Source organism: Neoroseomonas oryzicola (genome assembly GCF_012163135.1).
Classification (GTDB): domain Bacteria; phylum Pseudomonadota; class Alphaproteobacteria; order Acetobacterales; family Acetobacteraceae; genus Neoroseomonas; species Neoroseomonas oryzicola.
The window spans coordinates 418640-440001 of sequence record NZ_JAAVUP010000003.1 but is presented as its reverse complement, the minus strand read 5'-3'; the positions used below and the strand labels follow the sequence as shown (position 1 = coordinate 440001).

Here is a 21362-nt window from a genome sequence, read left to right as displayed (position 1 = left end):
ACCTCTGCCCGTGCCGCCGCATGAGCACGGAGGACGGCATGTCCCAGTCAGCCTCGCCACCCGACCCCGGAGCGCAATCGCGCGCACTCTGGCTGTCGACCATCGCCTTCACGATCTGCTTCGCCGCCTGGACGATCTTCTCGATCATCGGCATCCAGATCAAACGCGACCTCGGCCTGACCGAGTTCCAGTTCGGCCTGCTGATCGGCACGCCGATCCTGACGGGCAGCCTGATCCGCCTCGTCCTGGGCGTCTGGACCGACCAGTATGGCGGACGGATCGTCTACACGGCGGTGATGCTCTCGGCGGCCGCGGCCACCGCGCTGCTGAGCCTCGCCTACGATTACACCACCTTCCTGATCGCGGCACTCGGCGTCGGCATCGCCGGCGGCTCCTTCGCCGTCGGCATTGCCTATGTGTCGAAGTGGTTCCCAAAGGAGAAGCAGGGCACCGCGCTCGGCATCTTCGGCGCCGGCAATGTCGGCGCGGCGGTGACCAAGTTCCTCGCGCCCTTCGTGATGGTGGCGATGGGCTGGAAGGCGGTGGCGCTGATCTGGGCCGCCGCGCTGGTCGTCATGGCGGTCGTCTTCTTCCTGTTCACGAAGGACGACCCCGACCTCGCGGCGCGCAAGGCCTCCGGCACCAAGCCGGAATCCTTCGCCGCGATGATGGAGCCGCTGAAGAACGTCCAGGTCTGGCGCTTCAGCCTCTACTACTTCTTCGTCTTCGGTGCCTTCGTCGCGCTGGCGCTCTGGCTGCCGCGCTACATCATCGAAACCTACGGCTTCGACATCAAGACCGCGGGCATGATCGGCGCGGCCTACTCGGTGCCGGCGAGCCTGTTCCGCGCCTATGGCGGGCACCTCTCGGACCGCTACGGCGCGCGGCGCGTGATGTACTGGACGCTCGGCGTCTCGGTCATCGTGACCTTCATCCTGTCCTACCCGCCGACCGACTACGTCGTGCAGGGCATCGGCGGTCCGATGCGCTTCCACCTCGAAACCGGGGTGACCGCCTTCATCGTGCTGGTCTTCGTGCTCGGCTTCTTCATGAGCCTGGGCAAGGCCGCGGTCTACAAGCACATCCCGGTCTACTACCCGAACCGCGTCGGCGCGGTGGGCGGCATCGTCGGCCTGATCGGCGGCCTCGGCGGCTTCGTGCTGCCCATGGCCTTCGGCCTGCTGAACGACCTGACCGGCATCCGGCAATCCTGCTTCATGCTGCTGTTCGCGATCAGCGCCGTGGCGCTGGTGTGGATGCACTTCGCCATCCTGCGGATGGAACGCGAAGCGGCCGCCCCGGTGCTCGAGAAGCTGCCGGCGCTGCCCGAGATGCAGCCCATCCACGGCCCGGCGCAGGAAGGCGCGCTGCGCGGCGGCGCCATCCAGGACTGGCGACCCGAGGATCCCACCTTCTGGGACGAAAAGGGCCGCGCCATCGCCAGGCGCAATCTCTGGGTCTCGATCCCCTGCCTGCTGCTCGCCTTCGCGGTGTGGATGGTCTGGTCGGTGGTGGTGGCGAAGCTGCCGCAGGTCGGCTTCCGCTTCACCACGGATGAGTTGTTCTGGCTCGCCGCACTCCCCGGCCTGTCGGGCGCGACGCTGCGCATCTTCTATTCCTTCATGCCGCCCATCTTCGGCGGGCGGCTTTGGACCACGCTCGCGACCTGGTCGCTGATCCTGCCCGCGCTCGGCATCGGCTTCGCGGTGCAGAACCCGAACACGCCCTACTGGGTGTTCCTGCTCCTCGCGCTGCTCTGCGGCTTCGGCGGCGGCAACTTCGCCTCCTCCATGGCCAACATCTCCTTCTTCTTCCCGAAGCGGGAGAAGGGCAACGCGCTCGCGCTCAACGCCGGCCTCGGCAACCTCGGCGTCAGCGTGGTGCAGTTCGTGGTCCCGATGGCGATCACCGCCGGCGTCTTCGGCTGGCTGGGCGGCGACCCGCAGGCGGTCGGCACCGGCGGCAGCCTGTGGCTGCAGAATGCCGGCTTCATCTGGGTGCCGTTCATCGCGGCTGCGGCCTTCGCCGCCTGGTTCAAGATGGACGACCTCGCCACCATGAAGGCGTCCTTCGCCGACCAGGCGGTGATCTTCCAGCGCAAGCACAACTGGATCATGTGCTTCCTCTACACCGGCACCTTCGGGTCCTTCATCGGCTACTCCGCAGGCTTCCCGCTGCTGGCCCGCACCCAGTTCCCCGAGGTGGACGCGCTGCAATACGCCTTCCTCGGGCCGCTGGTGGGCGCGCTGTCGCGCTCGCTGACCGGCTGGGTGTCGGACAAGTGGGGCGGCGGGCGCGTGACCTTCTGGGTCTTCGCGCTGATGGCCATCGGCGTCTACGGCGTCATCCACTTCCTCGGCATCAAGGGCGAGCCCGGCGCGTTCTGGGGCTTCTTCGGCTGCTTCATGCTGCTCTTCTTCGCGAGCGGCGTGGGCAACGCCTCCACCTTCCAGATGATCCCCGCGATCATGGGCAAGGAGATCGGGCGGCTGATGCCGGATGTGGACAGCATCGCGCGCCGTGCCCAGGCCGAGAAGGAAAGTGCGGCCATCATCGGCTTCACCTCCGCCATCGCGGCCTATGGCGCCTTCTTCATCCCCAAGAGCTACGGCACCTCGATCGCGATGACCGGCAGCCCGCTCGCGGCACTCTGGGGTTTCTTCATCTTCTACCTGCTGTGCATCGCCGTGACCTGGGGCGTCTACACCCGCCGCGGCGGCCTGCTGCACGACATCGAGCGCGGCCGGACCCCCGGCCCCGCCGTGAACGCCTGACCGGGAAGGAACAAAGACGATGAGCCATTTCCTGGATCGTCTGACCTACTTCAAGAAGTACGCCGGCACCTTCTCGAACGGCCACGGCGACGTGACGACCGAGAGCCGCGCCTGGGAGGACGCCTACAGGTCCCGCTGGGCGCACGACAAGATCGTGCGCTCCACCCATGGGGCGAACTGCACCGGGTCGTGCTCCTGGAAGATCTACGTCAAGGGCGGGATCGTGACGTGGGAGACGCAGCAGACCGACTATCCGCGCACGCGGCCCGGCCTGCCGAACCATGAACCGCGCGGCTGTTCGCGCGGCGCCTCCTACTCCTGGTATCTCTACAGCGCGAACCGCATCAAGTACCCGATGATGCGCAAGCGCCTGGTCCGGCTGTGGCGCGCGGCGAAGGCGCAGTACGCCGATCCGGTCGCGGCGTGGAAGTCGATCCAGGACGATCCGGCGAAGCGGAAGGAATACCAGTCGGCGCGCGGCCTCGGCGGCTTCGTGCGCGTGACCTGGGAGGAGGCAGAGGAGCTCGTCGCCGCCGCCAACGTGCATACCGTGAAGCAGCATGGGCCGGACCGCGTCATCGGCTTCTCGCCGATCCCGGCGATGTCGATGGTCTCCTACGCCGCGGGCAGCCGGTATCTCTCGCTGATCGGCGGCGTCTGCATGTCCTTCTACGACTGGTACTGCGACCTGCCCCCGTCCTCGCCGCAGACCTGGGGCGAGCAGACCGACGTTCCTGAATCCGCCGACTGGTACAATGCCGGCTTCATCATGATGTGGGGGTCCAACGTGCCGCAGACGCGCACGCCGGACGCGCACTTCATGGCCGAGGCCCGCTACCGCGGCACCAAGGTGGTGACCGTCACGCCCGACTATTCCGAGGCGTCGAAGTTCGCCGACCTGTGGCTGCACCCGAAGCAGGGCACCGATGCCGCGCTCGCGCTGGCGATGGGCCATGTGATCCTGTCCGAGTGGCACGCGAAGGGACGCGGCGACTATTTCCTCGACTACTGCCGCCGCTATTCCGACATGCCGATGCTGGTCATGCTGACCGAGAAGGACGGGCGCCTGGTGCCCGACCGGCAGCTGCGCGCGTCGGATCTCGTCGGCAATGCGGGCGAGGCCAACAACCCGGATTGGAAGACCATCGCGATCGATGACGCCACGGGCAATCTCTACGTCCCGACGGGTTCGATCGGCTTCCGCTGGGGCGAGCAGGGCAAGTGGAACCTCGAGGGCCGCGACGCCAAGACGCTGGAGGCGGTGACGCCGCGCCTGTCGCTGCAAGGTGACCAGACGGCGGCCGTGACCTTCCCGTATTTCGGCGATGGCGCGACGGCCTTCTTCAACCCGACTCAGCTTGGCGACACCGTCACGCATGAGGTGCCGGTGAAGTCGGTCGCGCTCGCGGACGGCAGCACCGCGAAGGTCGCCACCGTCTATGACCTGTTCCTCGCCAACTACGGCGTGGCGCGTGACGGTTCCACGAACTACGACACGATGGCCCCCTATACGCCGGCCTGGGCCGAGGCCGTCTGCGGCGTGCCGCGCCAGCAGATCGTCACCGTGGCGCGGGAATTCGCCGACAACGCCGAGAAGACCAAGGGCAAGTCCATGGTCATCCTCGGGGCGGCGCTGAACCACTGGTACCACTCGGACATGAACTACCGCGGCATCATCAACCTGTTGGTGATGTGCGGCTGCATCGGCCAGTCGGGCGGCGGCTGGGCGCATTATGTGGGCCAGGAGAAGCTGCGCCCGCAATCGGGCTGGATCCCGGTGGCCTTCGCGACCGACTGGGCCCGCCCGCCGCGGCAGCAGAACTCGACCTCCTTCTGGTACGCGCACACCGACCAGTGGCGCTACGAGACGGTGCAGGTGAAGGACATCCTCTCGCCCACCGCTCCGAAGGCGCTGACCGGCACGCTGATCGACTTCAACATCCGTGCCGAGCGGATGGGCTGGCTGCCCTCCGCGCCGCAGCTCGCGCGCAATCCGCTGACCATCGCCGCGGAAGCCGAGGCCGTCGGCATGCCGGTGCCGCAGTACGTGGCGCAGTCGCTGATGTCCGGCACGCTCGAGATGTCCTGCGAGGACCCCGACCATCCCGCGAACTGGCCGCGCAACCTGTTCGTGTGGCGGTCGAACCTGCTCGGCTCCTCGGGCAAGGGGCACGAGTATTTCCTCAAGCACCTGCTCGGCACGCAGCACGGCGTGCAGGGCAAGGACCTCGGCGAGCAGGGTGCCGCGAAACCCGAGGAAGCCGCCTGGCATGACGAGGCGCCGAAGGGCAAGCTCGACCTGCTGGTGACGCTCGACTTCCGCATGAGCACCACCTGCATGTACTCCGACATCGTGCTGCCGACGGCCACCTGGTACGAGAAGCACGACCTCAACACCTCGGATATGCACCCCTTCATCCACCCGCTCTCGGCCGCGGTGGATCCGGCGTGGGAGAGCCGCACCGACTGGGCGATCTTCCGGGGCATCGCGAAGCGCTTCTCGGCGCTCTGCAACGGTCATCTCGGCAAGGAGAAGGACACCGTCCTGACCCCGCTGATGCATGACAGCCCAGCCGAGCTCGGCCAGACGCACCTGGTGAAGGAATGGAAGAAGGGCGACGTCGAGCCCATCCCCGGCAAGACCATGCCGGCGGTGACGGTGGTCGAGCGCGACTACCCGAACACCCATGCCCGCTTCACCTCGCTCGGTCCGCTGATGGACAAGCTGGGCAACAACGGCAAGGGCATGGCCTGGAAGACCGGGCACGAGGTGGAGTTCCTCCGCCACCTCAACGGCGAGGTCGAGGTCCCCGGCGTCGAGGGCAAGCTGGCGAAGATGGAATCCGACATCGACGCCTGCGAGACGCTGATGCACCTGGCGCCGGAGACCAACGGCCATGTCGCCGTGAAGGCGTGGGAGGCGCTCGGCAAGTTCACCGGGCGCGACCACACGCACCTCGCGCTTCCGAAGGAACACGAGGCGATCCGCTTCCGCGACGTGCAGGCGCAGCCGCGCAAGATCATCTCCTCGCCGATCTGGTCGGGGCTGGAGAGCGAGGATGTCTGCTACAACGCCGGCTACACCAACGTGCATGAGCTCATCCCCTGGCGGACCCTGACGGGCCGACAGCAGCTGTATCAGGATCACCCGTGGATGCTCGCCTTCGGGGAGGCGCTGTGCCTCTACCGCCCGCCGGTCGACCTGCGGGCCACGGGGCCGATGCATGGCGTGAAGCCGAACGGCAACAAGGAGATCGCGCTCAACTTCATCACCCCGCACCAGAAGTGGGGCATCCACAGCGTCTACACGGACAACCTGCTGATGCTCACCCTCTCGCGCGGCGGGCCGATCGTCTGGCTGTCCGAGGTCGACGCGGCGGACGCCGGCATCGAGGACAACGACTGGATCGAGGCGTTCAACACCAACGGTGCGCTCTGCGCCCGCGCGGTCGTCTCCCAGCGCGTCCCGAAGGGGATGGTCATGATGTACCACGCGCAGGAGAAGATCGTGAACGTCCCGGGCAGCGAGATCACGCATGCCCGCGGCGGCATCCACAACTCGGTCACGCGCTGCACGATCAAGCCGACGCACATGATCGGCGGCTACGCGCAGCTCGCCTACGGCTTCAACTACTACGGCACGATCGGCACCAACCGCGACGAGTTCGTGCTCGTGCGGAAGATGGCGAATGTCGAGTGGCTGGACGGGCCGCGGGTGACACCCCAGGCGGCTGACCTCAAGGCGGCGGAGTAACGGCCATGAAGATCCGCGCTCAGATCGCGATGGTCCTGAACCTGGACAAGTGCATCGGCTGCCACACCTGCTCCGTCACCTGCAAGCAGGTGTGGACCAGCCGCGAGGGCGTCGAATACGCCTGGTTCAACAACGTGGAGACCAAGCCCGGCATCGGCTATCCGAAGGACTGGGAGAACCAGGACAAGTGGAAGGGCGGCTGGACGCGCAAGCGCAACGGCAAGATCCAGCCCAAGATCGGCGGCAAGTGGCGGATCCTGGCGAACATCTTCGCCAATCCGAACCTGCCGGAGATCGACGACTACTACGAGCCCTTCACCTTCGACTACACGCACCTGCAGACGGCGCCTGAATCGGAAGCGATGCCGGTCGCGCGGCCCGTCTCGCTCATCACCGGCGAGCGGATGGAGATCAAGTGGGGCCCGAACTGGGAGGAGATCCTGGGCACGGAGTTCCGCAAGCGCTCCGCCGACCGCAACTTCGAGGGCATCCAGAAGCAGATCTACGGGCAGTTCGAGAACACCTTCATGTTCTACCTGCCGCGGCTCTGCGAGCACTGCCTCAACCCGGCCTGCGTCGCCTCCTGCCCCTCGGGGTCGATCTACAAGCGCGAGGAGGACGGCATCGTCCTCATCGACCAGGAGAAGTGCCGCGGCTGGCGCATGTGCGTCTCCGCCTGCCCCTACAAGAAGATCTACTACAACTGGCAGTCCGGTAAGGCCGAGAAGTGCATCTTCTGCTACCCGCGCATCGAGGCGGGCGAGCCGACCGTGTGCTCCGAGACCTGCGTCGGCCGCATCCGCTACCTCGGCGTGCTGCTCTATGATGCCGACCGCATCGAGGAAGCGGCGTCGGTCGAGAACGACCAGCAGCTCTATCGCAGCCAGCTCGACATCTTCTGCGACCCGCACGACCCCAAGGTGATCGAGCAGGCACGCAAGGATGGCGTGCCGGAAGCCTGGCTGGAAGCGGCGCGCAAGAGCCCGGCGCACAAGATGTGCATCGACTGGCAGATCGCCTTCCCGCTGCACCCCGAATACCGCACGCTGCCGATGGTCTGGTACGTGCCGCCGCTCTCGCCCGTGCAGTCGGCGGTCGAGGCCGGCCATGTCGGCTGGAAGGACGGGCTGCCGGACATCTCCTCGCTGCGCATCCCGGTGAAGTACCTCGCCAACCTGCTGACGGCGGGCGCGGAAACCCCGATCGTGCTCGCGCTGCAGCGCATGATGGCGATGCGCATGCACATGCGCGCGCGCACCGTCGAGAACCGCGACGACATGGAGATCCTGGAGAAGGTCGGCCTGACCAAGGAGCAGGTGGACGACATGTACCAGACGCTGGCGATCGCGAATTACGAGGATCGCTACGTCATCCCGACCACCCACCGCGAGTACGCCGAGAACGCCTTCGACCTGAAGTCGTCCTGCGGCTTCTCCTTCGGCCAGGGCTGCTACGACGGCCGCACGGTGGGCAACCTGTTCAGCGCCTCCGGCCCCTCGGCCGGGCGCATGGCGCCGCCCCGCATCCGCGAGGCGGAAGACGCGAAGAAGGAGGCCGCGAAGTGAACACGCGCCTCGCCATCCTCTCGACCCTGCTGCGCTATCCGGACGAGGCGCTGCGCTCCGACCTGCCGGACGTGCTGTCCTCGATCGCCACGGCGGGCTTCGCCGACCGCGACCGCCGCGCGCTCGAACGGCTCGCGCGCCGGCTCGCGGCCGGCGACCCGCTCGACCGGCAGGAGGATTTCGTGCGGCTCTTCGACCGAGGCCGCTCGACCAGCCTGCATCTCTTCGAACACGTCCATGGCGACACCCGGAACCGCGGCCCGGCCATGGTGGAACTGGTCGCGATCTACGACGCGAACGGCTTCGCCATGTCGGGGAATGAGCTGCCGGACTACCTGCCGCTCGTGCTCGAATTCTGCGCGGTCGCGCCGGCGGAAACGGCGGCGAACCTGCTCTCCCAGGCCGGGCCGCTGCTGCAGCAGATCCACGCGAAGCTGCTCTCGCGCGGGCTGCCGTCGTCCCGCGGCTATGCCGCGGTGCTCGCCGCCGTGCTGTCGGAGGTACGGCTCGCCCCCACCACCCTGCCGACCGACGCGCAGGACCAGGCGGACGAGGACGACCTCGCCGCCATCGATGCCGCCTACGAGGACCAGCCCGTGGTCTTCGGGCCGGAATCCGACCCCGACCAGCAAGGCGCCCGCGCCAAGGTCGCCGCCATGATCCAGCGCCTGCGCTCCGTGCGCCAGGCCGCCGCCAAGCATTGAAGGAGAGCCGCGATGTCCGCCCTCTGGAACGGCTTCACCGACTACCTGCACACCTTCCTCTTCGGCATCTATCCCTACATCTGCGCCGGCGTCTTCTTCATCGGCAGCCTGATCCGCTTCGACCGCGACCAGTACACCTGGCGCTCGGGATCCTCGCAGCTGCTGCGTGCGAAGCAGTTCCGCATCGGGTCGAACCTGTTTCACCTCGGCATCCTGTTCATCTTCTTCGGCCACCTGGTGGGCCTGCTGACGCCGCATGCGCTCTATGAGCACTTCATCACCGTGCAGCAGAAGCAGGTGCTCGCCATCACCGCTGGCGGCATCGCCGGCTTCTTCTGCTTCATCGGCCTGTCGCTGCTGCTGCACCGGCGCCTCTTCGACGAGCGGATCCGCCGCACCTCGACCACCATCGACATCGTCATCCTGGCGATGCTGTGGGTGCAGCTCTGCCTCGGCATCATCACGCTGCCCTTCTCGATCGGGCATCGCGACGGCGGGATGATGCTGCAGCTCTCGGCCTGGGCGCAGCACATCGTCACCTTCCGCGGCGGTGCCGCCGAGTATGTGCGCGGGGCGGATTGGGTGTTCCAGCTGCACATGGTCATGGGCATGACGCTGTTCCTGCTCACGCCCTTCTCGCGCCTGGTGCACATCTTCTCCGCACCCGTCTGGTACCTCGGGCGCAACTGGCAGATCGTCCGCCGCCGCGGCGGCGCGACCGCCCGGCCCGGCCCCGTCGCCGCGCCGCATGCCGGTCCGGCGGAGTAGGCGCCATGGCCGTGCACTTTCACGCCCCGCCGGAACGCCCCGCCGAACCCGCGCGGCAGGGCCCGGACCTGCCCGAACAGGACATCCTGGTCGACGGCACCCCCATCACGGCGCGCGAGGTCGCCGCCGAGATGCAGCACCACCCCGCCGACACCGCCGAGGCCGCCTGGAATGCCGCGGCGCAGGCGCTGGTCATCCGCCGCCTGCTGCAGGATGCGGCGGCCGCGCGTGGCCTCGATCCCGAGGATGACGGCGCGCTCGACGCGCTGCTCGAGGCCGAGATCACCGTCCCTGCGCTCGACGAGGCCGCTGCGCGCCGCTGGCATGCCGCCCATCCCGAACGCTTCGGCGCCCCGGACCTCTGGGAGGCGAGCCACATCCTCATCGCCGCCGACCCCGAGGACGAAGCCGAACGCGTCGCCGCCCTGGCACGCGCCGAGGAGATCCTCGCCCAGGTCCAGGCCGACCCGGACAGCCTGCCCGCCTTGGCGCGCCTGCACTCGGCCTGCCCCTCGCGCGACCAGGGCGGCCATCTCGGCCAGGTCGCGCGCGGCAGCACCGTGCCGGAGTTCGAGACCGTCCTCGCGAGCCTCTCGCCCGGCCAGGTCTGCCCGGTCGTGGTGAAGTCCCGCTACGGGATGCATGTGGTGCAGCTGCACGCCCACGCGCCGGCCACGCGCACGCCCTACGAGGCGGTGGCCGACCGGGTCGCCGCCGACCTCCGCGCCCAGGCCTGGCGCGCCGCCGTGCGGCAATACATCGCGGTGCTCGCCGGGCGCGCGCGGATCGAAGGCTTCGACTTCGCCGCGGCCGACGGGCCGCTGGTGCAGTAGGACGGCCATGCGCCGGCGCGGCGCGGAGTTCGGGCCACTGGATGCCGGGCTCCTCGCCGATCCGCTCGCCTTCCTGAGCGCGGAGCACGCACGCCAGCGGGCGCTGCTGCGCCACCTCGAACGGGTGGCGCGGGCGCCCGGGGCACCCGGGACCGTCGCCCTGGCGCGGGCGCTGGCCGGCTGGCTGGGCGGGGAACTCCCCCGCCACCTCGCCGCCGAGGCGCACTGCCTCCATCCCCGCCTGGCGCCGGCCGACCGGGCCAGTGCGCTCGCCCGCCTGGACCGCCTGCTGCAGGCCGCGCGCGAGGACCGGGAGGCGGTGCTGGCCGGGCTGCGCCTCGTCGCCGCGCATCACCCGCCCCTGCCGGGCTTCGGCGCCGCGGTGCTGCGCTTCGCCGAGGCGCTGCGGCGCCTGCTCGCCTTCGAGGAATCCGACATCCTGCCGATCGCGCGCCAGGCGCTCGCGCCCGATGACCTCGCCGAGGTCGGGGCCGAGATTGCGCGGCGAACGGTCGGTATCGATTTGTTGCAGCGCAGCAAGCCGGATTGACGGCCGACAAGAAACTTGTCAGTTTCCAAAATGAAAACCGACGAGTTTCCTTCGAGGCCCCATGCCCCACCGGACCCTTCCCGCCCGTCGCGGCGCCCTGCTGGCCGGCCTGCTCCTCCTCGCCGCCTGTGACCAGGGCCCCGGCGCGGGCGCCGCCAATGCCGCGCCCACGCCTCCGCCGCCGCCCTCCGTCACGGTGGTGACGCTGCGGCGCCAGGCGGTGCCGATGACCACCGTGCTGCCGGGCCGCACCAGCGCCTTCCGCGTCGCCGAGGTCCGCCCCCAGGTCGGCGGCGTGCTGCGCGAACGCCTGTTCACCGAAGGGCAGGAGGTGACCGCCGGCCAGCCGCTCTTCCGCATCGACCCCGCCCCCTTCCAGGCGGCGCTCGAGACCGCGGAGGCCGCGCTCGCCCGCGCCAAGGCCTCCGCCGACCAGGCGCAAACGACGGTCAACCGCTACCGCCCGCTGGTCGGCGCGCGCGCCGTCAGCCAGCAGGATTTCGACACCGCCGAGGCCGCGCTGCGCCAGGCCCAGGCGGATGTCGCCTCGGCCCAGGCAGCGGTCGACACGGCGCGGATCAACCTCGGCTACACGGTGGTGAACTCGCCGATCGCCGGGCGCACCGGGCGATCCTCCGTCACCGTCGGCGCGCTGGTCACGGCGAGCCAGGCCAATGCGCTCGTCACCGTCACGCAGCTCGACCCGATCTATGTCGACCTGACCCAGCCGAGTGCCGCGCTGCTGCGCCAGCGTCGTGACATTGCCGAAGGCGTGCTGCGGCGCGATTCCGCCGACCGCGCCTCCGCCGCGCTGATCCTGGAGGACGGGACCGAATACGCCCATCGCGGGGAGATCCAGTTCTCCGAGGTGATCGTCGACCAGGGCACCGGCTCGGTCACGCTGCGCGCGGTCTTCCCCAACCCGGACGGCCTGCTGATGCCGGGGATGTTCGTGCGCGCCCGGGTCGAGGAAGGCGTGGTCGACCAGGCGCTGCTGGTGCCGCAGCAGGCGGTGCAGCGCACCCCGCGCGGCGAGCCCATGGCCTATGTCGTGAACGCCGAGGGCGTGGTCGAGCAGCGCATCCTGCAGGCGGGCCGCGCCGTCGGCACGAACTGGCTGGTCTCGGCCGGCCTCAATCCAGGCGACCGCGTGGTGACGGAAGGCGTGCTGCGCATCCGCCCGGGCGCCCGCGTGAACGCCACCGAGGCTGCGGCCACCGCCGAGGCCACCCCCGCCCGCACCGGCGGCTGATCGAGGCATCCCCATGGCCCGCTTCTTCATCGACCGCCCGGTCTTCGCCTGGGTGATCGCCATCGCGATCATGCTCGCCGGCCTGCTGTCCCTGCGCACCCTGCCGGTCGCGCAGTATCCCTCCATCGCGCCGCCGGCGATCTCGATCCAGGTCAGCTACCCCGGCGCCTCGGCCGAGACGGTGCAGTCCACCGTCGTGCAGGTGATCGAGCAGCAGCTGAGCGGCATCGACAACCTGCTCTATTTCGCCTCGAACGCGGCGAAGGACGGAAGTGCGACCATCACCCTCACCTTCGCCCAGGGTACCAACCCCGACACGGCGCAGGTGCAGGTGCAGAACAAGGTGCAGCTCGCCGTGCCGCGCCTGCCGCTGACCGTGCAGCAGCAGGGCATCCGCGTCGCCAAGGCGACCAACAACTTCCTGCTGGTGGTGGGCTTCGTCTCCGCCGACGGGCGGATGAGCAACTTCGACATCTCCGACTTCGTCGTCACCAACATCCAGGACCCGATCAGCCGCACGCCGGGCGTCGGCGACTACCAGGTCTTCGGCGCGCAATACGCGATGCGCATCTGGCTCGATCCCGCGAAGCTGGTGAACTACGGGCTGACGCCGGGCGACGTGGCGAATGCCGTCCGGGCGCAGAACGTCCAGGTCGCGAGCGGCGAGATGGGCGCCCTGCCCGCGGTCGACGGCCAGCAGCTCAACGCCACCGTCATCGGCCCGTCCTACCTGACCTCGCCCGAGGCCTTCGGTTCCATCCTGCTGCGCGTGCAGACGGACGGCGCCCAGGTCCGCCTGCGCGACGTCGCGCGCGTCGAGGTCGGTGCCGAGAACTACGCCGTCAGCGCCCTCTACAACGGCCGCCCGGCGGCGGGCATCGGCATCAAGCTCGCCTCGGGCGCCAATGCGCTCGACACCGCGAATGCGGTGCGCGCGACGATCGACAGCCTGCGCCCGCTGCTGCCCCAGGGGCTCGAGGTCATCTACCCCTACGACACCACCCCCTTCGTGAAGCTTTCGATCGAGAGCGTGATCCACACGCTGTTCGAGGCCGTGGTGCTGGTCTTCCTGGTGATGCTGCTGTTCCTGCAGAACATCCGCGCGACGCTGATCCCCACCATCGCCGTGCCGGTGGTGCTGCTGGGGACCTTCGCCGCGCTCCAGGCGGCGGGCTTCACCATCAACACCCTGACCATGTTCGGCATGGTGCTGGCCATCGGCCTGCTGGTCGACGACGCCATCGTGGTGGTCGAGAACGTCGAGCGCGTGATGGCCGAGGAGCATCTCTCGCCCCTCGAGGCCACGCGCAGGTCGATGGACCAGATCACTGGCGCGCTGATCGGCATCGGCCTGGTGCTCGCCGCGGTCTTCCTGCCGATGGCCTTCTTCGGCGGGTCGACCGGCGTCATCTACCGCCAGTTCTCCATCACCATCGCGACCGCGATGGCGCTGTCGGTCTTCACCGCCATCTTCTTCACCCCCGCGCTCTGCGCCACGCTGCTGAAGCCGCACAAGCCGGGCCAGTCGCAGAAGGGCTTCGCCGGCCGGTTCAATCGCGGCTTCGCGCGCCTCACCGGCGGCTACACCCGCTTCGTCGGCGCCAGCCTGCGCCGCCCGCTGCGGATGCTGGTGATCTACGGCGCGCTGCTCGGCGCGCTCGGCTTCGGCTTCCTGCGCCTGCCCGGCGGCTTCCTGCCGGACGAGGACCAGGGCATCAGCTTCGTCCAGGTGGTCACGCCGCCCGGCGCGACGGCGGGCCGCACCCAGGCCGCGCTCGACCAGGTCACCCGCTACCTGCTCGAGGAAGAACGCGACACCGTCGCCTCGGTCTTCTCGCTGAACGGCTTCAACTTCAGCGGCCGCGGCCAGAATGCCGGCATGGCCTTCGTGCGGCTGCGCGACTGGGGGGACCGCCCCGGCGCGGCCCAGCGCGTGCAGGCGCTGAACGGGCGCATCATGGCTCGCTTCGGCGGCTACCGCGACGCGATGATCTTCGCCTTCGCCCCGCCCGCCATCACCGAACTCGGCAACGCGACCGGCTTCACCTTCCAGCTGCTCGACCAGTCGGGCCTCGGCCATGCGGCGCTGATGGATGCGCGCAACCAGTTGCTCGGCCTTGCGGCGCAGAGCCCCGTCCTGATGGCCGTGCGCCCCAACGGGTTGAACGACGAGGCGCAGTTCCGCCTCATCATCGACTGGGAACGCGCCAGCGCGCTTGGCCTGACGGTCAACGACATCAACACCACCCTCGCCACCGCCTGGGGTGCCACCTACGTCAACGACTTCATGGACCGCGGCCGCGTGAAGCGCGTCTACCTGCAGGGTGAGGCCGCCGCGCGGATGCTGCCCGGCGACCTCGACCGCTGGTTCGTGCGCAACGCCGCGGGGCAGATGGTGCCCTTCTCCGCCTTCGGGCGGACCGAATGGGCCAATGGTTCCCCGCGGCTCGAGCGCTTCAACGGCATCGCCTCGCGCGAGATCGCCGGCGCCCCCGCCCAGGGCCGCACCACCGGCGAGGCGATGGCCGAGATGCAGCGCCTGATGCAGCAACTCCCGCCCGGCTTCGGTTACGCTTGGTCCGGGCTGTCCTACGAGGAACGGCAATCCTCGGGCCAGGCGCCCGTGCTCTACGCCATCTCGCTGCTGGTGGTCTTCCTCTGCCTCGCGGCGCTGTATGAGAGTTGGTCGATCCCGGCGGCGGTGATGATGGTCGTGCCGCTCGGCGTGCTGGGGGCGGTCGCCGCCTCCCTCGCGCGCGGGCTGTCCAACGATATCTATTTCCAGGTCGGCCTGCTGACGACGATCGGCCTGTCGGCCAAGAACGCCATCCTCATCGTCGAGTTCGCCAAGGAGAACTTCGACAAGGGCATGGGGCTGGTGGAAGCGGCGATCGATGCCGCGCGGCAGCGCCTGCGGCCGATCGTCATGACCTCGCTCGCCTTCGGGCTCGGGGTGGTGCCGCTCGCCATCGCGACCGGCGCCGGCGCGGGCGGGCAGAACGCCATCGGCATCGGCGTGCTGGGCGGCGTCGCGGCGGGCACGCTGCTCGCCATCGCCTTCGTGCCGATCTTCTTCCTGGTGGTGCTGCGCCTGTTCCGCACGCGGCGGCGCCACGCCCCCGAAGCATCCCCGCCGGCCCCGGTGCTGCAGGCCGGAGAGTGACCATGACCCGACTGCCCGCCCTGTCCCTCGCGCTGCTGCTGACCGCCGGCTGCAGCCTGATCCCCGACACCCCCGCGACCAGCCCCGGCGTGCCCGCCGCCTGGCCGGAGGGTCCCGCCTATCGCAGCACCGCGGCCGCCGCGCCGGCCGATCCGGGCCGCGAGGCCGACTCCATCGGCTGGCGCGACGCCTTCGCCGATCCGCGCCTGCAGCGCGCCATCGAGACGGCGCTGGCCAACAACCGCGACCTGCGCATCGCCGTGCAGAACGTCGCGCTGGCCGAGGCGCAGTACCGCGTCCAGCGCGCCGACCTGTTTCCGCACGTCGGCGCCACGGGATCCTTCGACGCCAGCCGCACGCCGCTGCCCGTCGCCTCCTCCTCGGTGCCGATCGACGCCGCCGCCGGCATCACCCGACGCATCTACGGCGCCGGCATCGGCTTCAGCACCTATGAGATCGACCTTTTCGGCCGCGTCCGCAGCCTGAGCTCGGCGGCCTTCGAGCGCTACCTCAGCTACGGCGAGACGCGTCGCGCCGCGCAGATCAGCCTGATCGCGCAGGTGGCCAATGCCTGGCTCGCCATCGCGGCGGACGAGGAAGCGCTCGACCTGACCCGGCGGACGCTGGCGAACCAGCAGGAAGCCCTCGCCATCACCCGCGCCGCCTTCCAGGGCGGCACAGCGACGGAAGTCGCGCTGCGCCAGGCCCAGACCTCGGTCGAGACGGCCCGCGCGGGGCTCGAGCGCTACACCCGGCTGAAGGCGCAGGACGTGAATGCGCTGGCGCTGCTGCTCGGCGCGCCGGTCCCGCAGGAGATCCTGCCCGCCTCGCTCTCCTCGGTCGGCCGCGCGGTGGCCGAGGTGCCCGCCGGCGTCTCCTCCGCTGTGCTGCTGCGCCGACCGGACGTGCTGGCGGCCGAGCGCAACCTCGCGGCCGCCAATGCCGAGATCGGCGCCGCCCGCGCCGCCTTCTTCCCCAGCATCACTCTGACGGCCAATGCCGGCACGGCGAGCGCGGGGCTGAACCAGCTGTTCGGCGCCGGCAGCGGGTCCTGGACCTTCGCACCGCAGATCAACCTGCCGATCTTCAATGCCGGGCAGCTGCAGGGCAGCCTCGATGCCGCGCGCATCCGCACCGACATCCAGGTCGCGACCTACGAACGCACCGTCCAGGCCGCCTTCCAGGAGGTCTCGGACGCGCTCGCCGCCCGTGGGACATATGACCGGCAGATCGCCGCCGAACGCGCCCTGGTCGGCGCCTACCAGGAGGCCTACCGGCTCTCCCTGCTGCGCTTCCGCGCCGGGCTCGACAACTACCAGGCCTCGCTCGACTCCCAGCGCCAACTCTTCCAGGCGCAACAGGAACTCATCGCCCTCGAATTGCAGCGGCAGCAGAACCGGGTTTCGCTGTATCGTGCCCTCGGCGGGGGCTGGCAGGAGCGGAGCGGGACCATGGCGCGGGCGGGATCCGGGGCATCATGAGCGAGGTGGCGGAGGCCGCCCCGCGGCGCCGCCTGTCCGAGGCGGATCGCGATCGCCTGCTGCGGTCGGCGGCGCACGGCATCTTCCTGCGCGACGGCTACACCGCCGCGCGGATGGACGACGTCGCCCAGGCCGCCGGCATGTCCAAGCGCACGCTCTACCAGCACTACGCCTCCAAGTCCCTGCTGTTCGAGGCGGTGATGCAGGACAGCCTCTGCCCCGTCGGCATCGATCCGGCGGCGGAGGCCGAACCCGACCTCGCCACCGCGCTGCGATCCATGCTCGTCTCCGTCGCGCGGCACCTGTTCGAGCCGCAGCAGGTCGCGATCTTCCGCCTGATCATCGCCGAGGTGCGCCGCGCGCCAGAACTGGCCGACGCCTTTCACCGCGCCGGACCCGGCCGCGGCGCGAGCTCCATCGAACGCCGCCTCGCCGCCGAGATCGCGGCCGGCCGGCTGTGGCTGACCGATGCGCGTCAGGCGGCGCGCATGCTGTTCGGCGCGGCGATCGGGGCGGCGCACATGTTCCTGCTGCTTGGCCTGAACGGCCCGCCGACCGAGGCCGAGATCGAAAGGCTCGCCAGCGACGCCGTCGAGACCTTCCTGCGCGGGGCACTGGTCCCGGCGACGGGCTGACCCGCCCCGCCTTGCGCTCACGCAAGGCCGCCACGCCGCGCCGGGACTAAGCGCTTCGCAACCCCAACCGTGCCGGACGCTGCCCGTGAGGTCACGCCACCCCATCCTCAACACGCTCGTGGTCGCGGTGCTGCTCGCCGCGGCTGCGGCGGCAGCCTATGTCGGCTGGGAATCCGTGCGGCCCGCGCCGCTGCCGCCCGGCATCGCCCGCGGCAATGGACGGCTGGAGGCGGTAGAGATCGACGTCGCCGCCAAGATCGCCGGCCGCATCGCCGAGGTGCTGGTGAACGAGGGCGACGTCGTCGCCGCCGGCCAGGTCGTCGCCCGGATGGACACCGCCGCCCTCGAGGCCCAGCTGCGCGAGGCGGAGGCCCGGCTGCGGCGCGCCATGATCGGCATCGAGACCGCCAACGCCCTTGTCGTGCAGCGCGAGGCCGAGCGCGGCGCCGCCCAGGCCGTGGTCGCGCAGCGCGACGCGCAGCTCGACGCCGCGCGGCGTCGCCTATCGCGCACCGAGGAGCTCGCCGCCCGCGGCAACGCGCCGCAGCAGACGCTTGACGACGACCGCGCCACCTTCGAAGGCGCCCGCGCCGCCCAGGGTGCCGCGCGCGCCCAGGTCGCGGCGGCCGACGCTGCAATCAGCTCCGCCCGCGCCCTGGTGGTCGGCGCGGATGCCGAGGCCGAGGCCGCGCGCGCCACCATGCAGCGCATCCAGGTCGACATCGACGACAGCGCCCTGCGCGCCCCGCGCGCCGGCCGCGTCCAATACCGCGTGGCCGAAGCCGGGGAGGTGATCGCCGCCGGCGGCCGCGTGGTGAACCTGGTCGACCTGGCCGACGTCTACATGACCTTCTTCCTGCCCACGACCGATGCCGGGCGCGTCGCGCTGGGCACCGAGGTGCGCCTCGTGCTCGACGCCGTGCCGCAATTCGTCATCCCGGCGCAGGTCTCGCTTGTCTCCGACGTCGCGCAGTTCACCCCGCGCACGGTCGAGACGGCGGAGGAACGCCTGAAGCTGATGTTCCGCGTGCGCGCGCGCATCAGCCCCGAGCTGCTCCGCGAGCACGCCAGCCAGGTCAAGACCGGCCTGCCGGGCGTGGCCTATGTGCGCGTCGACCCGCGCGTCGAATGGCCCGCGCGCCTGCAGGTGCGGCTGCCCCGGCCATGACCGCGCCGGTCGCGAGGCTCCGCGAGGTCGGGCTGCGCTACGGCCGCACCGTCGCGCTCGACGCCGTCAGCCTCGACATCCCGGCGGGCTGCATGGCGGGGCTGATCGGCCCGGACGGCGTCGGCAAGTCGAGCCTGCTCGCCCTCGTCGCCGGCGCGCGGGCGATGCAGGCGGGCAGCGTGGAGGTCCTCGGCGGCGACATGCGCCGCGCCCGCCATCGCGCCGAGGTCGGCCCGCGCATCGCCTACATGCCGCAGGGGCTCGGGCGGAACCTCTATCCGACGCTCTCGGTCGCGGAGAACATCGACTTCTTCGGCCGCCTCTTTGGCCACGACCGGGCCGAACGCGAGCGCCGCATAGCGACGCTGACCGAGGCGACGGGCCTCGCCCCCTTCCTGGACCGGCCGGCGGGCAAGCTGTCGGGCGGGATGAAGCAGAAGCTCAGCCTCTGCTGCTCGCTCATACACGACCCGGACCTGCTGATCCTCGACGAGCCGACGACGGGCGTCGACCCGCTCTCCCGGCGCCAGTTCTGGGAGCTGATCGAGCGCATCCGCGCCGGCCGCCCGGGGATGAGCGTGCTGGTCGCGACCGCCTACATGGAGGAAGCGGCGCGCTTCGACTGGCTGGCGGCGATGGATGGCGGGCGCGTGCTCGCCACCGGCACGCCGGGCGACCTGCTCGCGCGCAGCGGAACGGCGACCCTTGAAGCCGCCTTCGTCGCGTTGCTGCCCGAAGACCGTCGGAACGGCCACAGCACGATCGACATCCCGCCCCGGCCCGCGGCGCTGGACGGTGAGACGGCGATCGAGGCCCGCGGCCTGACCATGCGCTTCGGCGACTTCACCGCGGTGGACCAGGTCTCCTTCCGCATCGGGCGGGGGGAGATCTTCGGCTTCCTCGGCTCCAACGGCTGCGGCAAGACCACGACGATGAAGATGCTGACCGGCCTGCTGCCGGCCAGCGAGGGCGAGGCCTGGCTGTTCGGCCGCCAGGTGGATGCCCGCGACCTCGGGACGCGCCGGCGCGTCGGCTACATGTCGCAGGGCTTCTCGCTCTACAGCGAGCTGACGGTGCGGCAGAACCTCGACCTCCATGCGCGGCTCTTCGGCATGCCGCACGCGGCGATCCCCGCGCGCATCGAGGAGATGGCCGCGCGCTTCGGCCTCGGTGGCATCATGGATGCGCTGCCGGACGCGCTGCCGCTCGGCCAGCGGCAGCGGCTCTCGCTCGCTGTCGCGATGATCCACGGGCCAGAGATGCTGATCCTCGACGAGCCGACCTCGGGCGTCGACCCGGTCGCGCGCGACGGCTTCTGGCGCATGCTGGTCGAGCTGTCGCGCCGCGACGGCGTGACCATCTTCATCTCGACCCACTTCATGAACGAGGCCGAGCGCTGCGACCGCGTCTCCTTCATGCATGCGGGCAAGGTGCTGGTCAGCGACACGCCCGTGGCGCTGAAGGCGAGGCGCGGTGTCGCGACGCTCGAGGACGCCTTCATCGGCTACCTCCAGGACGCGACCGGCGCGGCGGAGGCCCCCGCCGCCGCGCCCGTCGCGGCGCCCGCCGCCCCGCCGCCGCCGCGCCGCCGCTTCGACCCGCGCCGCATGGGCAGCTATGCGCGGCGGGAGGCGCTGGAACTGCGCCGCGATCCGGTCCGCGCCACGCTCGCCCTGCTCGGCACCGTCATCCTGATGGTCATCATGGGCTACGGCATCACGCTGGATGTCGAGGACCTGACCTTCGCCGTGCTCGACCGCGATCAGACCACGACCAGCCGCGACTACACGCTGAACATCGCGGGGTCGCGCTACTTCACGGAACGCCCGCCGATCACCGATTACGAGGAGCTCGACCGGCGGATGCAGTCGGGCGAGGTGACGCTCGCCATCGAGATCCCGCCCGGCTTCGCCCGCGACATCGCACGCGGCCGCCCGGCCAAGGTCGCCGCCTGGATCGACGGCGCCATGCCATCCCGCGGCCAGACCATCCGCGGCTACGTCCAGGGCATGCACGCGCAATGGCTGGCGCAGCGCGCCGCGCTGTCCGTCCAGGGCAGCGCCACGCCGCTGTTCACCATCGAGACGCGCTACCGCTACAACCCCGACGTCCGCAGCCTGGTCGCCATGGTGCCGGCGATCATCCCCATCCTGCTGATGATGATCCCCGCCATGCTCACCGCGCTCAGCGTGGTGCGGGAGAAGGAGCTGGGCTCGATCGTCAACTTCTACGTCACGCCGGTCACGCGGCTCGAATTCCTGCTCGGCAAGCAGCTGCCCTACCTGGCGCTGGGGATGCTGAACTTCCTGCTGATGGTGATCCTGGCGCTGACGCTGTTCGCCGTGCCGCTGAAGGGCAGCCTGCCGGCGCTGGTCCTGGCCACGCTGCTCTACCTGGGCGCGGCGACTGCGCTGGGGCTGCTGTGCTCGACCTTCCTGCGCAGCCAGATCGCGGCGATCTTCGCCACCGCCATCGTCACCATCCTGCCCGCGGTGCAGTTCTCCGGCGTGATCGATCCGGTGGCCTCGATGGAAGGGGTCGGCGCCGTCATCGGCCACATCTACCCGACGGCCTACTACGTCACGATCGCGCGCGGGACCTTCTCGAAGGCGCTGGATTTCGGCGACCTATGGCCGGCGATCCTGCCGCTGGCGGCGGCGGGCCCGGTGCTGATCGCCCTCAGCGCGGCACGGCTGCGCAAGCAGGAGCGCTGAG

General features: G+C 70.1%; 13 protein-coding genes. All 13 read left to right on the top strand.

Translation table 11 applies throughout. From position 1 onward, the window contains the following. Positions 1–38 precede the first annotated feature (38 nt). Positions 39–2774, top strand: coding sequence for a nitrate/nitrite transporter (locus GWK15_RS13585; protein ID WP_168041867.1), 2736 nt, complete (start codon positions 39–41; stop codon positions 2772–2774). A gap of 19 nt (positions 2775–2793) precedes the next feature. Then, positions 2794–6528 carry a nitrate reductase subunit alpha gene (locus GWK15_RS13580; RefSeq protein ID WP_168041866.1) on the top strand — a complete coding sequence of 1245 codons (3735 nt, stop codon included), beginning with the start codon at positions 2794–2796 and terminating at the stop codon, positions 6526–6528. A gap of 5 nt (positions 6529–6533) precedes the next feature. Continuing rightward, on the top strand, positions 6534–8093 hold the full coding sequence (narH, locus tag GWK15_RS13575) for a nitrate reductase subunit beta (RefSeq protein WP_168041865.1): 1560 nt from the start codon (positions 6534–6536) through the stop codon (positions 8091–8093). Further along, a complete protein-coding gene (narJ, locus tag GWK15_RS13570) occupies positions 8090–8797 on the top strand; it encodes a nitrate reductase molybdenum cofactor assembly chaperone (RefSeq protein ID WP_168041864.1) in 708 nt (235 codons plus the stop codon). The genes narH and narJ overlap by 4 nt, the downstream gene beginning before the upstream one ends. 12 nt (positions 8798–8809) lie before the next feature. Then, positions 8810–9565 carry a respiratory nitrate reductase subunit gamma gene (narI, locus tag GWK15_RS13565; RefSeq protein ID WP_168041863.1) on the top strand — a complete coding sequence of 252 codons (756 nt, stop codon included), beginning with the start codon at positions 8810–8812 and terminating at the stop codon, positions 9563–9565. Positions 9566–9570: 5 nt separating this feature from the next. After that, positions 9571–10398: a peptidylprolyl isomerase gene (locus GWK15_RS13560; protein ID WP_168041862.1), complete on the top strand. Its 828-nt coding sequence runs from the start codon at positions 9571–9573 to the stop codon at positions 10396–10398. Between the two features lie 7 nt (positions 10399–10405). Next, positions 10406–10948 carry a hemerythrin domain-containing protein gene (locus GWK15_RS13555; protein WP_168041861.1) on the top strand — a complete coding sequence of 181 codons (543 nt, stop codon included), beginning with the start codon at positions 10406–10408 and terminating at the stop codon, positions 10946–10948. A 61-nt stretch (positions 10949–11009) separates the two neighbouring features. After that, entirely contained in the window at positions 11010–12200 is a 1191-nt protein-coding gene (locus GWK15_RS13550) for an efflux RND transporter periplasmic adaptor subunit (protein ID WP_168041860.1), read from the top strand. Between the two features lie 7 nt (positions 12201–12207). After that, complete coding sequence (locus GWK15_RS13545; RefSeq protein ID WP_456306867.1) at positions 12208–15363, top strand: efflux RND transporter permease subunit; 3156 nt, start codon at positions 12208–12210, stop codon at positions 15361–15363. A 2-nt stretch (positions 15364–15365) separates the two neighbouring features. Further along, positions 15366–16844, top strand: coding sequence for an efflux transporter outer membrane subunit (locus GWK15_RS13540; RefSeq protein ID WP_168041858.1), 1479 nt, complete (start codon positions 15366–15368; stop codon positions 16842–16844). Further along, positions 16841–17479 (top strand): TetR/AcrR family transcriptional regulator, encoded by a 639-nt coding sequence (locus tag GWK15_RS13535; protein WP_168041857.1) that lies wholly within the window; start codon positions 16841–16843, stop codon positions 17477–17479. Before GWK15_RS13540 ends, GWK15_RS13535 begins: the two co-directional genes overlap by 4 nt. Positions 17480–17564: 85 nt before the next feature. Then, positions 17565–18647 carry an HlyD family secretion protein gene (locus GWK15_RS13530; RefSeq protein ID WP_338147247.1) on the top strand — a complete coding sequence of 361 codons (1083 nt, stop codon included), beginning with the start codon at positions 17565–17567 and terminating at the stop codon, positions 18645–18647. Next, positions 18644–21361, top strand: a complete 2718-nt coding sequence (rbbA, locus tag GWK15_RS13525) for a ribosome-associated ATPase/putative transporter RbbA (RefSeq protein WP_168041856.1) — start codon at positions 18644–18646, stop codon at positions 21359–21361. The genes GWK15_RS13530 and rbbA overlap by 4 nt, the downstream gene beginning before the upstream one ends. Position 21362: the final 1 nt, after the last annotated feature.

What these genes read in the sequence shown, in the direction of transcription:
- GWK15_RS13535 (WP_168041857.1), top strand. Translation starts at nt 16,841, where the DNA reads ATGAGCGAGGTGGCGGAGGCCGCCCCGCGGCGCCGCCTGTCCGAGGCG.
- GWK15_RS13555 (WP_168041861.1), top strand. Translation starts at nt 10,406, where the DNA reads ATGCGCCGGCGCGGCGCGGAGTTCGGGCCACTGGATGCCGGGCTCCTC.
- rbbA (WP_168041856.1), top strand. Translation starts at nt 18,644, where the DNA reads ATGACCGCGCCGGTCGCGAGGCTCCGCGAGGTCGGGCTGCGCTACGGC.
- narH (WP_168041865.1), top strand. Translation starts at nt 6,534, where the DNA reads ATGAAGATCCGCGCTCAGATCGCGATGGTCCTGAACCTGGACAAGTGC.
- GWK15_RS13560 (WP_168041862.1), top strand. Translation starts at nt 9,571, where the DNA reads ATGGCCGTGCACTTTCACGCCCCGCCGGAACGCCCCGCCGAACCCGCG.
- GWK15_RS13540 (WP_168041858.1), top strand. Translation starts at nt 15,366, where the DNA reads ATGACCCGACTGCCCGCCCTGTCCCTCGCGCTGCTGCTGACCGCCGGC.
- narI (WP_168041863.1), top strand. Translation starts at nt 8,810, where the DNA reads ATGTCCGCCCTCTGGAACGGCTTCACCGACTACCTGCACACCTTCCTC.
- GWK15_RS13550 (WP_168041860.1), top strand. Translation starts at nt 11,010, where the DNA reads ATGCCCCACCGGACCCTTCCCGCCCGTCGCGGCGCCCTGCTGGCCGGC.
- GWK15_RS13580 (WP_168041866.1), top strand. Translation starts at nt 2,794, where the DNA reads ATGAGCCATTTCCTGGATCGTCTGACCTACTTCAAGAAGTACGCCGGC.
- GWK15_RS13585 (WP_168041867.1), top strand. Translation starts at nt 39, where the DNA reads ATGTCCCAGTCAGCCTCGCCACCCGACCCCGGAGCGCAATCGCGCGCA.